This is a genomic window from Kordiimonas sediminis (assembly GCF_014656395.1).
Classification (GTDB): Bacteria; Pseudomonadota; Alphaproteobacteria; order Sphingomonadales; family Kordiimonadaceae; genus Kordiimonas_A; species Kordiimonas_A sediminis.
Genome location: NZ_BNCI01000001.1, coordinates 1,272,664 through 1,286,265, shown reverse-complemented (window position 1 = coordinate 1,286,265; position 13,602 = coordinate 1,272,664). Strand labels below are relative to the sequence as shown.

Sequence of the window (13,602 nt, the reverse complement as noted above, 5' to 3'; positions counted from 1 at the left end):
ACCGCCACAACGATCCGAGATATCTCTAATGTCTTTTAACGTAGACGGTTGCCGTCTTTATCCCACACTTCAACGGTGCCAATACCAAGGCCCCTGATATCAGCTTCGATTTTTGACAGATCACCCACCAGCAACCATACCATATTTTCTGGTTTCAGGCTTTCGCTAGCAGCCGTGCGGACATCCCCCACGGTTAATGCCTCATACCGGGATTTCAGGGTCGTAACATGATCATAAGGCCGACCAAACCGCTCGTTCCCCAACATGTTACCCAGAACCGCACCCGATGTTTCAAACGCACCCGGCAAACTGTTGGTCCGTGTTTCCTTCATCTTCTGCAATTCTGCTTCTGACGCAGGCGTAGCGCGGACATAATTTTCCAGTTCCTTCCGCATTTCCAGGAAACCATCCCGGGTTTTATCAACCTGAATAGGAGAATAATTGATCCACATCCGTTGTCCGCGCGCATCAAGCGCACTGGCATAGGCATAGTAAGACCATCCTTTATCTTCCCGGATATTCATATTCAATCGGCTGGTGAACTCGCCGCCGTAAATATCACTTGCCATATCTATCAGCATGGCATCATCCGCCCCGGTTGAGGATAGGAGCTGTGCCCCCATAATCATCGTAGATGGTGAATTAGGCTGATCAACCAAAATGATCCGCCCGCCTGCAGGCGAAGACAGCGCATCCACGTCTTTTTCCGGTTTTGGCGTTGCAGGGGCTGTCCATGACCCAAATGCTTTTTCAAGCGCGGGTATTGCCTCTGCCATTGTGATATCCCCTGCGATCATCACCGTGGCATTATCCGGACGCAGCCAGTTGCTGTAGAAAGCCGTTATGTCTTCACGGGTCAGATTCGTAATTGATTCTTTCGTGCCAGACCCCTGATACGCCATATGGTAGGGATGCCCTTCGTCATACAGGGCCGTTGGCATCAACCGCAGGGCCGCCTGCATCAAGCTGGACTTTTCCTGATCAATGCTGACGATCCAGCGCTGGCGAAGACGTTCCATTTCCTCGGCATCAAAGGCCGGGTTCCTCACAACATCGGCAAACAAATCCAGTGACTGATCCAGATTAGGCTTCAGCGCATTCAGATGCAGTCGGGATACATCAAGATTGGAACTGGAACTGATACCAGCGCCCAGACTTTCTGCCTCGGCAGCAATCTCTAACGCCGAGCGGTTTGTCGTCCCTTCATCCATCATGGCAAGGGCAAACTTCGCCGTGCCCGGTTTTTGTCCGGCATCTGCGGCATACCCTGCATCGAACTGAAGCGCCATCTCAACAATCGGTACGGTTGTCCGGTTGGCCAGAACCACTTTCATACCGTTCGACAAGGTTGCTTCCTCTACGGCTGGGAACGTCAACTCCGGCATTGTTGTAGGCATTGGCGGACCCGCGGACCGGTCGACACTGCTTGCCACAGTCGTGTAGGACTGCGCTGGCAGAACAGTTAACTGATAGTAGCCGTTTGTCAGCCACTCTCTCGCCTGTTCGTTAACATCACTGGCCGTTGCTGTGTTTGTCCAGTTGATGACCTTGCTGATGAAAGCTGGGTCACCGGCATACAGCTCCCCTTGCGCCAGTGTCACAGCCTTACTGCCGCCACCGCCGATACGCTCCAGCCCCCTAATGGTGCTGGCTGTAATCACCGTTTGGGCGCGGGATATTTCCTCAGCCGTTGCACCTTCTGCCAAAAACTTTTCAACCGTTTCGTTCAAAATCTGCTCGGCTTTTTCCCGCGCATCCGGGTCTTTCAAATTCACTTCAATTTCGAACAGACTGGTCAATTCGAACGGCTGTAGATGCACAGACACATCCGACGCCAGCTGCGACTGGTAAACAAGTGCCTGATACAAACGACTGTTCTTGCCGCCGCCCAGAACTTCGGCAGCTAACCGCAACAAATACGCGCGCTTGTCCGTACGGTTTGGCACGGTCCACGTTCTGGAAATTCGCAGGTTCGGTACATCATCGGTCATTTCCTCTATCTGATTAGAGGACTTGACGGGCACCCAGCTTTTGGTCTTGCTGAGTGCAGGACCAGCCGGAATATCCCCAAAATATTTTTCAACAAGCGGGCGGGCAGTAGCCGCATCCACATCACCGGACAGCACAACAACCGTATTGGCAGCGCCGTAATATTTCTTGAACCACGCATGCACATCTTCAAGGCTTGCGCCGGACAGGTCTTCCATAGACCCGATTGTGCTGTGACGGTATGGATGGCCAGGCGGGAACAGGCCCTCTAACTGCGGGTATTCCATTTTACCAAATGGTTGGGCATCGCCTTGACGCTTCTCATTCTGGACAACGCCAATCTGGTTATCCAGCTTTTCCTGCGTCACCGCACCAAGCAGGTGCCCCATGCGATCAGATTCCAGCCAAAGTGCCATTTCAAGTGCCGGGGTTGGTACGGTTTCATAATAGTTTGTACGGTCAAACCAGGTGGTGCCGTTCAGATCCTTACCGCCCACTTTTTCAAGCGGTACAAATAGCTCCCCGTCAAAATTTTCAGACCCATTGAACATCAGATGTTCAAACAAATGGGCAAAACCTGTTTTGCCAGCAGGTTCATCCTTGCTGCCGACATGATACCAGACATTCACGGCAACGATCGGCGCCTTGCGGTCTTCATGCACGATGACTGTCAAGCCGTTATCAAGGACAAATTTTTCGTAAGGAATATGGATTTCCATATCCGCAAGTGATGATTGGCTGGCCGAGCCCGTGGCCTGATCAGTGCCCTGACTGTTGCCACCCCCAGTTTGTGGTGAACAGGCTGCCAGTGCCAGCACGGCTGCACCGCACAGTAAATAATTCTTGAATTTCATAGGTATCTCCCCCGCTGATGTTTTCCTGGGTCAGGTTTACTCCAGACTCCGAATTTTCATAGTGCCGTTTGGGCAGGCAATTGCAACAAAGAATTACAGCCTGACCTGCACCTACAACACAGAACAGGCCCGACAATGTCGAGCCTGTTAAAAAGCATATAAGCCCTAGCTGTTAAGCGTCGGAATAACAAATTCCGCACCGGACCGAATACCGGTTGGCCAGCGGCTGGTAACAGTCTTTGTCTTGGTGTAGAAACGCACACCTTCCATGCCGTGCTGGTTTGTGTCGCCAAAGGCAGATGCCTTCCAGCCACCAAAGCTGTGGAACGCCAACGGCACAGGAATAGGCACATTCACACCTACCATGCCAACTTCAACGCGGTTAACAAACTCACGCGCTGTGTCGCCGTCACGGGTGTAAATGCTGGTACCATTACCAAACTCATGAATAGTTGGCAGATTTGCCGCTTCATCGAATGAGTTCGTCCGCACTATCTGCAGGCTTGGACCAAAAATCTCTTCCTTATAAGAGCGCATGTCCGGTGTTACGTGGTCAATCAACGACCCACCCAGATAATAGCCATTTTCATAACCCTGCATGGAATAGTTAAAGTCACGACCGTCAACGACAAACTTGCTGCCTTCCTGTTCTGCAAGATCAAGATAAGCACGCACTTTCGCCTGATGCTCCTTTGTCACGAGGGGGCCCATTTCTGCCGCCGGGTCCATAGAGTGACCAACCTTCAGTGCCTCAACGCGAGGTTTCAGCATCTCAACAAGCTTGTCGGCAGTTGCCTGGCCAACTGGCACCGCGACAGAAATTGCCATGCAGCGTTCGCCCGCAGAACCATAAGCAGCACCAATCAGTGCATCTGACACCTGCTCCATATCCGCATCAGGCATAATCAGCATGTGGTTTTTGGCGCCGCCCATTGCCTGACAGCGTTTTCCATGTGCGGTTGCAGTAGAATAGACATACTGCGCAATTGGTGTGGACCCAACAAACGAGACAGCCTTGATACGCGGGTCTGTACACAGCGTATCAACTGATTCCTTGTCCCCATTCACAACGTTGAAAACGCCGTCCGGCAGCCCTGCTTCTTTCCAGCAGTCCGCCAGCATCATTGGTACTGTTGGATCTTTCTCAGACGGCTTCAGAACAAATGTATTACCACAAGCAATGGCAACACAGCTCATCCACAGCGGAATCATCGCCGGGAAGTTAAACGGTGTGATGCCTGCGACAACGCCCAGTGGCTTGCGCATGGAATACATGTCAATGCCAGTGGAAACATTATCATTGTATTCACCTTTAATCAGATGCGGGATACCTGCTGCAAACTCTGCTACTTCCAGACCGCGCTGCACGTCCCCTTGTGCATCAGAGAAAACTTTACCATGCTCGCTGGACAGTGCCTCGGCCAGTTTGTCTTTTTCACGGTACAGAATATGCACCAGATTTTGCAGAACACGGGCGCGCTTCACAACTGATGTTGTACCCCATTCTTCTGTTGCTTTGTCTGCAACCTCGATGATGGCTTCGACCTCGGCTTTGCTGGCAAGCGCAACACGACCCTGCTCTTCGCCCGTAGACGGATTGAAAATAGGACCAAACCGTCCGGAAGTACCCTCAACAACTTTACCGCCCACATAATGGTGACGTTCGTACATAACTCTCTCCCAAATTTGAAATTACGTGCCGCACCATATAATATGCATTCTTGCACGTCACTGAGAAGTTTTGCATAATGTAATGTGTATTTTTGCACATAAATAATAGCACTGGATGGGATACGCTGTATGTATGACTGGAATGATCTGCGATATTTTCTGGAACTGGGACGTCGCGGGACATTATCGCTGGCGGGACAGCGGCTTGGCGTGGAGCATACCACCGTTAGTCGCCGTATTCAGGCGTTAGAGACGGCACTTGGTGTCACATTGTTTAAACGCCGAAACCGGCAGTTTCAGCTGACCGAAGCAGGCCGTAAACTGATGCGTCATGCCGAACAGATGGAATATACAAGTGATGCCTTGCTGGATGGCTTGTCGCGCACATCATCCGGCCCGTCCGGCAAGGTTCGTCTGGCGACGCCAGAAGCGTTTGGCAGCCAATTTCTGTCCCCGCGACTGTCTGGCTTTTACCAGCGCTATCCTGATATCGAACTGGAACTGGTTGCAGAAACACGTCATTTGTCGCTTTCGAAACGGGAAGCGGACGCCGCAATTTCCATCGCCAAGCCCCATAATGACAGACTGGATTTTGAACAGATCGGCACCTATAGCCTGCGACTGTATGCTGCGCCGTCCTATCTGAAAAACCATGCACCTATTCTAAATTTAGCCGGTCTGAATGGGCACGATTTCATATGGTATATCGAAGACCTGCTGCCTGTTACTGAATTACGGTCCGTAGGCCGATTAATCGAAGGACAGAAAATTTCCTTCCACTCCACGAACGTTTTAGCGCAGGCGCATGCCGCTGAAAGCGGGGTTGGCATCGCCCTCTTACCGTGTTTTGTGGCAGAACGTATGAAAGCGCTAACACCGGTATTAAAGGACGAGATCAACGTATCCTTGCCGCTGTGGCTAGCGATTCACAAAGATCTGGTCGACATCCCCAGATTTGAAAAAGCCTATGCCTTTCTGCATGAGCTTGTTAAGAACAATCAAAATGTCCTTAACTCGAACCAGCGATAACAACGGCAGAACACACAGACAATGAAAGCGCTCCGAAAAATCTACATGTGGCCCCTATGGTTTCTTAGTCTGTTCGGTCGCAGCAAGTCCTTTCGCGATAATCCAATACTTGGTTCGGTCACCCTTAATCGGATGGGGCTACATGTCTTGCGGGTCATATGCGCGCACGCCGCGTCACAGTTTAAGTGGGCTATATTGTCTGGCTTGCTATCCAAAGAGCAGCGCAGCGCCTTTCACCGGGACGGCTTTATCATTCTGGAAAATTTCGCGCCCGCCGACACGCTGGCACGCCTCAATGCTGACCTGAATAGCTTACCCGACGATGCCCGACAAATGGTACAGGGCGACACCTTCACCCAGCGTATTCTGCTTGATGAAGTTGCCCTTACACACACACCGGCCCTGCGCGACGTTGTAACGAGCAAGCGTTTCCTGGACCCTATTTACTACTGCGGCGCCAAATGGCACCGGCCAATTGTTTATCTGCAGCGCATTGTCAATGGTGGCCAGGACACCAAACAGAATGACCCTCAGAAAACCATGCATTCTGATTCCTTTCACCCGTCCATCAAAGCATGGCTGTTCCTTGAAGACGTTCCGCTTGAAAAGGGGCCGTTTACATATGTCCGCGGCTCAAACCAATTAACGCGCAAACGGCTGGCCTGGGAATATAGGCAAAGCATCCTGGGACCCGACAAGATGAATACCTATGCTGCCCGGGGCTCGCTTCGTGCATTCCCGGATGATCTGGCTGCCATGGGGCTGCCTGCACCCGAAAGTCTGGCAGTGAAAGCAGGTACCCTTGTTATTGCAAACACAAACGGGTTCCATGGACGGGGACAGGCGGAAGGATACCAGACCCGCCTGGAGATATGGGCGTATGGTCGGTACAATCCCTTTAATCCTTTTCCGGGCATTGCATCGGGCTTGCTGCACCGTTTGGAAAACAGCATAGTTCAAGCCTTCTACCGACATAAAGACAAGGTCGCAGCCAGAACGGGAAAACGCCCAAGCTGGTACCGTATTCCCAAAGAAGATATGCTGGGGAAAACGGTCACACCATCCCTCAAACAAGATCAAGGGCATACACGGCAAAAGATGTCGCCATAAAGTTGCCGCCATGCTGGTTCACTTCTTGACATTCAGGGGTATAAAAGGTCAGTTATTAACACTCTATTAGGCATAAGGGGCGCCAGGACTATGACCACGAACAACATCGCTGCGGTAATTCTTGCCGCCGGCAAGGGCACACGGATGAAATCCAGCCGCCACAAGGTGTTGCATAAAATTGCAGGCCGGGAAATGCTCCTGCACTTATTGGACAGTGTTCACCCACTGGGCCCGCAAAAAACACTCTTGGTTGTAGGCGCCCTTAGTGAACAAATCAAAGAAGCTGCGCCGGGCCATATTTATATTGACCAGACAGAACAACACGGCACCGGTCATGCCGTCATGGTCTGCAAGGATGCGCTTACCGACTTCACGGGCGATGTAATGGTCTTGTTTGGTGACACCCCATTTATCCCTACTGCTATTATGGAAACAATGCTGTCTGAACGGACTAGCAGCGCCGACCCTGGCATTGTTGTTCTGGGGTTCAGGCCGCAGAATCCGGGCAAATACGGCAGACTTGTAACCAACAAAGCCGGTACGCTCGACCGTATTGTTGAATATAAAGATGCCAGCGAAGAGGAACGCGCCATCACCCTGTGCAACAGCGGTGTTATGATCATTGACGGTACGCGTTTGTTTGACTGGCTTGATACGCTGACAAACAATAATGCATCCGGGGAATATTACCTGACCGACCTGGTGGCCGCAGCCCGCAAGGAAGGGCGCAGCGTCCATGTCGTAGAAGCAGCGGAAGAAGATGTTCTCGGTGTAAACAGCCGGGCCGACCTCGCCGCCGCAGAAGCAATTTTCCAGAAGCGCAAACGGCAGGAGTTTATGGATGCAGGCGTGACCTTGACCGCGCCTGAGACTGTCTTTTTCTCCTATGACACGAAACTTGGCGTTGATGTTACCATTGAACCAAATGTTGTGTTTGGACCGGGGGCAACCGTGGAAGACGCAGTTACGGTAAAAGCCTTTACCCATATTGAAGGCGCAACCATCCGACACGGTGCATCCGTTGGCCCCTATACCCGCTTGCGGCCAGCAGCAGATGTTGGACCAAAGTCAAAAATCGGTAACTTTGTTGAAATAAAAAAATCGACACTGGACGAAGGCGTGAAGGTCAGCCACCTGTCCTACATAGGCGACACGCACATCGGTGCGAATGCCAATATCGGAGCCGGGACAATCACGTGTAATTATGATGGATTTTTCAAATATCAAACCCGGATCGGCGCCGGGGCTTTCGTTGGCTCAAACACGGCACTGGTTGCCCCTGTTACCGTAGGTGCCGGGGCCATAATCGGTGCCGGAAGTGTCATCACCAAGAAAGTTGAAGACGATTCACTGGCGTTAACACGGGCCGACCAGCGCGGCAAAGAAAACTATGCCGCCCGGTTCCGCAAACGTCAGGAAGAAAAAAAACAAAAAGACAAAGAGGCTTAAAACATGTGCGGCATCATTGGCATCCTGGGGCTTTCGTCTGCCTCCCCCCGAATTGTAGAAGCATTGAGACGTCTGGAATACCGCGGCTATGACAGCGCGGGCATTGCGACTGTTCTGAACGGTACGCTTGATCGCAGGCGGGCCGTCGGAAAACTGGAAGCCCTTGAAAAAGAACTCGTCACTTCTCCCATTAAAGGAAAAGCCGGCATTGGGCACACACGCTGGGCAACCCACGGTGAGCCGGTCATTGAAAATGCCCACCCGCATATGACGGACCATGTTGCCCTTGTCCATAACGGCATTATCGAAAACTTCCAAAGCCTGAAAGATGACTTACTTGCCAAAGGGGTTGTCTTCGAGGGGGCAACTGATACCGAAGTTGTCGCACGCCTGCTGACCCGCCACATTGAAGAAGGTATGGCACCAAAAGACGCGTTTAAAGCCACGCTGGATAAGCTGGAGGGGGCCTTTGCACTCTGTGTTCTTATCAGCGGAGAAGATGATCTCATGTTTGGTGCCCGTCGTGGCAGCCCACTGGTCGCAGGCATTGGCAAAGGAGAAAACTTCCTTGGGTCTGACGCTCTTGCGCTTGCTGGCTTGACCAATCAGTTGATCTATCTGGAGGAAGGCGACTGGGTCGTCATGTCCCGGGATAGGGTGGCGGTCTTTGACGCGGCAGGCTCTGCTGTGGAACGGGAAATCTCCCTAACCCATGTAACCAATGCGCTTGTCAGCAAGGGCAATCATCGTCACTTCATGCAAAAGGAAATTTTTGAACAGCCTGTTGTTGTCTCGCAAACACTCGGACGGTATCTGGATCCGATCGGGACACAGGTCACCTTGCCCAAATTGCCTTTTGATCTGAAGTCAGTCACAAAAATCACACTGGTTGCTTGTGGCACCAGTTATTATGCTGCATCTGTTGCCCGCTACTGGATTGAGAAATATGCGCGCACCCCTGTCGAGGTCGATATCGCCTCTGAATTTCGGTACCGGGACCCCATTTATGCAGAAAATGGTTTGTGTATCTTTATTTCCCAGTCGGGAGAAACTGCAGATACCCTTGCCGCCCTGCGCCATGCCAAAGAGGCTGGGCAGCACACTGCCGCCATTGTCAATGTAACCGAATCAACCATGGCGCGCGAGGCTGATATCATTCTGCCAACCTATGCCGGGACCGAGATCGGCGTCGCCAGTACAAAGGCATTCACATGCCAACTGGCCGTTCTGGCTGCTTTCTCTGTTGCGATGGGCGTCGCCAAGGGGCTCATCAGTAGCGACACAGAAAAAACATTGGTGAAAGAGCTGGAGCACCTGCCCGCCCAGATGTCCACGGTTCTTGCGACCGAAGAAAATATTAAAGCCATCGCGGCGGAAATTGCAGATGCACGCGACATTCTTTTTGTCGGACGCGGTATCCATTTCCCAATCGCGATGGAAGGTGCCCTGAAGCTTAAAGAAATCAGCTACATTCACGCCGAAGGATATGCTGCAGGAGAACTGAAGCATGGCCCCATCGCGCTAATTGACGAAAATGTCCCTGTGATTGGCATCGCACCCAGTGACGGTCTTTTGGATAAGTCTGTATCAAACTTACAGGAAATCATGGCCCGCAAGGGACGGGTAGTGCTGTTCTCTGATCATTTAAAAAGTCTGCCGCAAGCTGATCTGGCCGGAAGCTTTTCCATGCCTTCTGCCGGTGACTTGACCAGCCCTATTTTGTACGCTTTACCCGTGCAGTTGCTGGCATACTATACCGCACTGGAAAAAGGCACTGACGTGGACCAACCAAGAAATCTGGCCAAGTCTGTCACCGTTGAATAATGAACAGCACAGATACAGGCACAATAAGTGCACAAATAATTTCGAATAAACTCTAGGATAACTGATGCATAAACCGATCAAGAAAATTGTTCTTCCTGTTGCCGGTCTTGGAACAAGGTTTCTACCTGCCACCAAGGCAATCCCGAAGGAAATGCTGCCCGTGCTTGACAAGCCACTTATCCAGTATGCGGTGGAAGAAGCGCTCGAAGCCGGTATCGAAGAAATTATTCTGGTAACCGGGCGTAACAAACAGGTAATGGAAGATCACTTTGACCATGCCTATGAGCTTGAGAATATTCTGGCAGAAAAAGGAAAGCTGGAAGCACTGGAAATTGCCAAAAGCATGCTGCTTGAAGAAGGGCGCATTACTTATGTTCGGCAGATGCGTCCACGCGGTCTGGGACATGCCGTATGGTGTGCCCGTAATTTCATCAATGATGAACCTTTTGCCGTCGCCCTTCCGGATGATTTGATCAAAGGCAAACCCGGCTGCCTGAAACAAATGATCGAAGCCTATAAGGATGTTGGCGGCAATATCATCGCAACTATGGAAGTTGAACCCGCTGAAACCTCAAGTTACGGCGTCATCACCCCCGGTGTGGTCGACGGTAACATGATTGAGGTTAAAGGCCTTGTTGAAAAACCCGCACCAGAGAAAGCCCCGTCCAATCAAGCGGTCGTGGGCCGATATATCCTGCAGCCAGCCGTAATGGACTATCTATCCAGCAAGGAAATCGGTGCGGGCGGCGAAATCCAGCTAACAGATGCACTGGCCAAAGTGATTGGCGAACAACCTTTCCATGCTTTGGAATTCTCAGGGCAGCGATTTGATTGTGGTAGCAAAGTGGGATGGCTGATGGCTAACCTCTCGCTCGCACTTGAAGAAGAGCATCTGGAGAAAAACCTCGCAGATCTGGTCACACTGAAGTAACGCATCTCAGTGTTTCCCGAAAAGTAAACCCCTTGCCTCATAACGCTGGCCAGGGGTTTTTTCTTACTGAAAACTCTAAGCTACTTTCATGACCTGTTAAAATCATCCTCAAAACGTACAATATCATCCTCACCCAGATATGAACCGGTCTGCACTTCCACCAATCTAAGCGGCACATCCCCTTTGTTTTCAAGGCGGTGCTTCGTACCCACAGGCAGATAGACACTCTCATCTTCACCAAGTGTAAACTCTTCTGTGTCGCGGGTAACAACGGCCTCTCCTTCAACGATGACCCAGTGTTCCGCACGGTGATGGTGCATTTGCAAACTCAGTCGCTTGCCGGGATAGACCATGATTTCCTTAACCTGGAACCGGGGTCCAATTGCTATACTTTTATAGCTTCCCCACGGCCGGTAGACCGTAGAGTGTTCCTGTACTTCCTGACGGTCCTGTGCCTTCAGTACATCAACAACCTTCTTCACATCCTGATCTGAATGTTTATCGGCCACAAGAACAGCATCGTCTGTTGCAACAATGATAAGGTCTTCGACACCAACAGTGGCAACAAGCTTCCCACCAGAGCGCACATAGGTATTTTTAGTATCAACAAAGATGGCATCGCCCGAGTGCGCATTCCCCTCTGTATCCTGCTCACTGTGATGCCAAAGCGAGGAAAAGCTCCCAACATCAGACCAGCCAATATCAGCGGGCACTACCGCAGCCAAATCGGTCTTTTCCAGAAGTGCATAATCTATCGAATCTGCGGGAACCGCTTTGAACAAGTCTTCACTGAACCGCTCAAAATTTAGATCTTTCACCGTCGCAGCCAATACTTTTTCACAGGCCGCAACCATGGCCGGTGCAAACCGTTTCATTTCATGCATGAGAACATCTGCGCGGAACAGAAACATCCCGCTATTCCATGTGTAGGTACCTGCTTTCAGATAGGCTTCCGCGGTCTCTGCATCAGGTTTTTCCTTGAAAGCCTGGACAGTGTAGGCCCCCTTACCCGCAGCCAGCGCATCCCCAGCCAGAATATATCCATACCCTGTCTCTGCCCGACTAGGTGTTATCCCGAAACAGCACAGCCGACCATTCGCAGCAACCTCAGCAGCCTTTTGGACCGCTTTATGGAAACCCGGCGTGTCCAGAATCACATGATCTGATGGCAGAAACAGCAACAGTGCCTTAGGGTTACTGGCATACGCCCGCATGGCAGCGATCAAAATTGCAGGAGCCGTATTACGACCAATTGGTTCCAGAAAAAAATCACCAAGTTCGACAGCATTTTCTTCTGCCTGCCGGTTTACAATAAACCGGTGCGCTTCATTAGCGACGACCATCGGTGGTTCAAAGCCGTACTGCGGGGACACTCGCTCTGCCGTTTGCACAAAAAAACTTTTACTGCCAAAGATAGGTAAAAACTGCTTTGGAAAGTCGGACCTGGAGAGCGGCCAAAGCCTTGAACCGGACCCGCCGGAAAGAATGACTGGCGTGATCGAATGAACCAACTTGAACCCCCTGGTTAAACCTGTCTATCGTTGGCGTGCCTCGGCATACGCCTTGAAAAATTGTTGCGAACAAATACCAGGCTCCATGGTGCGGGCCCAGTCAGCAATTGGCGCAAGTATATCAGCAGCTTCAAGTCTTTCAACGGCTTTGACTACGGCGGGCACGATCGTTGCCATGTCACGGGATGAAAAGGTAAAACATCCATCTTCTGCACCGGACAGAATGGGAGCCAGTTCAGTCGGCAGGATAACAGGTTTGCCAAATGTCGCAGCGGTCATAATCACACCGCTATTCAGGGTGCGCTGATACGGGCAAAGCGCAATATCCGCAGCCTTGAAAAAAGCCTGCACCTGTTGATCGTCAATATGATTGGCAAATAGGCGAATGTCGTCATGGCCCTTCATACGACGTTGCACGTCTTTCAAAAAGCTGCCGTCTGCAGCCCTGCCCGCGATTACCAGTTTGCCGCGCCCCCCAATGGCTGCCTGTACCTGTGGCCAGATATCCAGAAAATGCCGAAGCCCCTTATAAGGACCAATCGCACCAAACGCCAGGAAGACGATATCCGTTTCTGCCACACCCAAATCCAGCCGCGCCTGCTCTCTACTTACATACGAGCTATATACCCCGGTGTAGGATGGATGCGGACTGTGAAAAATCTTGCTGTCCGGTAACGAATAATACGGCGCGCACAGGGCCTTTGTGTCTGGATTCATAATATGGATATGGTCAACCAGTGCCGCCATTTCCTGCCGCAGATACAGTTCTTCATCGATAAACTTTCCAGCATGGGACAGGATATTATGCACAGTCCACAAGGTCGCCAAACCTTCATCGCGCTGGCGCTGAAGCGTGCCGATAAAGGATTTACAGGCTTTTTGTACACTGCGGGCAGTACGCATCTTTGAAAACACGGCATTCACCCAGTGATAATGGATAGTCACCGATGCAGGCCGCGGCAGTGCCTGTCGTATCTCATCCAGATACGTTCGCTCAAGCACAGGAACACAGGCATATCCGGATGCGAAACTATCGCTGTAAAGCATGCGAAGAAACGGATTACTCATCACCGGCCTGAAATAGGCTAATACATGCCCATTTTCACCTGCCTGCTGGGCGGCAAGGCGCAATTGTTTCCCGAATGAGTGGGTGTTTCCTGTACGGCTGATTCTGTGCATTGTCGTTTTTAACTTTTCGAACCTCTCAACGCCGCCATCTTACGAGCCTGTTGGG

At 51.4% G+C, this 13,602-nt stretch carries 9 protein-coding genes; 5 read left to right on the top strand and 4 right to left on the bottom strand.

Translation table 11 applies throughout. The features are described from left to right. Positions 1–35: 35 nt before the first annotated feature. Complete coding sequence (locus tag IE181_RS05740; RefSeq protein WP_191250716.1) at positions 36–2,843, bottom strand: M16 family metallopeptidase; 2,808 nt, start codon at positions 2,841–2,843, stop codon at positions 36–38. Between the two features lie 165 nt (positions 2,844–3,008). Continuing rightward, the gene (locus IE181_RS05735; protein ID WP_191250714.1) at positions 3,009–4,514 is read right to left on the bottom strand and encodes a CoA-acylating methylmalonate-semialdehyde dehydrogenase; all 1,506 of its coding nucleotides are present in this window, start codon (positions 4,512–4,514) and stop codon (positions 3,009–3,011) included. Positions 4,515–4,643: 129 nt separating this feature from the next. On the opposite strand from IE181_RS05735, the gene IE181_RS05730 reads away from it, so the two are divergent. The 5 genes from IE181_RS05730 (at position 4,644) to galU (ending at position 10,857) form a co-directional block, all read left to right on the top strand. Next, entirely contained in the window at positions 4,644–5,543 is a 900-nt protein-coding gene (locus tag IE181_RS05730; protein WP_191250712.1) for a LysR family transcriptional regulator, read from the top strand. Positions 5,544–5,564: 21 nt separating this feature from the next. Further along, on the top strand, positions 5,565–6,653 hold the full coding sequence (locus IE181_RS05725) for a phytanoyl-CoA dioxygenase family protein (RefSeq protein ID WP_191250710.1): 1,089 nt from the start codon (positions 5,565–5,567) through the stop codon (positions 6,651–6,653). Positions 6,654–6,743: 90 nt separating this feature from the next. Further along, the gene (gene glmU, locus IE181_RS05720; protein WP_191250708.1) at positions 6,744–8,102 is read left to right on the top strand and encodes a bifunctional UDP-N-acetylglucosamine diphosphorylase/glucosamine-1-phosphate N-acetyltransferase GlmU; all 1,359 of its coding nucleotides are present in this window, start codon (positions 6,744–6,746) and stop codon (positions 8,100–8,102) included. A 3-nt stretch (positions 8,103–8,105) separates the two neighbouring features. After that, positions 8,106–9,926, top strand: coding sequence for a glutamine--fructose-6-phosphate transaminase (isomerizing) (glmS, locus tag IE181_RS05715; protein WP_191250706.1), 1,821 nt, complete (start codon positions 8,106–8,108; stop codon positions 9,924–9,926). Positions 9,927–9,990: 64 nt separating this feature from the next. Then, a complete protein-coding gene (gene galU / locus IE181_RS05710; RefSeq protein WP_191250704.1) occupies positions 9,991–10,857 on the top strand; it encodes a UTP--glucose-1-phosphate uridylyltransferase GalU in 867 nt (288 codons plus the stop codon). A gap of 86 nt (positions 10,858–10,943) precedes the next feature. Here galU and IE181_RS05705 read toward each other — a convergent pair whose 3' ends face one another. Beyond that, entirely contained in the window at positions 10,944–12,368 is a 1,425-nt protein-coding gene (locus IE181_RS05705; RefSeq protein ID WP_229819161.1) for a mannose-1-phosphate guanylyltransferase/mannose-6-phosphate isomerase, read from the bottom strand. Positions 12,369–12,392: 24 nt separating this feature from the next. After that, on the bottom strand, positions 12,393–13,547 hold the full coding sequence (locus IE181_RS05700) for a glycosyltransferase (protein WP_191250702.1): 1,155 nt from the start codon (positions 13,545–13,547) through the stop codon (positions 12,393–12,395). Between the last annotated feature and the right edge of the window lie 55 nt (positions 13,548–13,602).

Excerpts from the sequence above, each read along its gene's own strand:
- IE181_RS05740 (WP_191250716.1), bottom strand. The coding sequence starts at position 2,843 with ATGAAATTCAAGAATTATTTACTGTGCGGTGCAGCCGTGCTGGCACTG.
- IE181_RS05735 (WP_191250714.1), bottom strand. The coding sequence starts at position 4,514 with ATGTACGAACGTCACCATTATGTGGGCGGTAAAGTTGTTGAGGGTACT.
- IE181_RS05725 (WP_191250710.1), top strand. The coding sequence starts at position 5,565 with ATGAAAGCGCTCCGAAAAATCTACATGTGGCCCCTATGGTTTCTTAGT.
- IE181_RS05700 (WP_191250702.1), bottom strand. The coding sequence starts at position 13,547 with ATGCACAGAATCAGCCGTACAGGAAACACCCACTCATTCGGGAAACAA.
- glmS (WP_191250706.1), top strand. The coding sequence starts at position 8,106 with ATGTGCGGCATCATTGGCATCCTGGGGCTTTCGTCTGCCTCCCCCCGA.
- glmU (WP_191250708.1), top strand. The coding sequence starts at position 6,744 with ATGACCACGAACAACATCGCTGCGGTAATTCTTGCCGCCGGCAAGGGC.
- galU (WP_191250704.1), top strand. The coding sequence starts at position 9,991 with ATGCATAAACCGATCAAGAAAATTGTTCTTCCTGTTGCCGGTCTTGGA.
- IE181_RS05730 (WP_191250712.1), top strand. The coding sequence starts at position 4,644 with ATGTATGACTGGAATGATCTGCGATATTTTCTGGAACTGGGACGTCGC.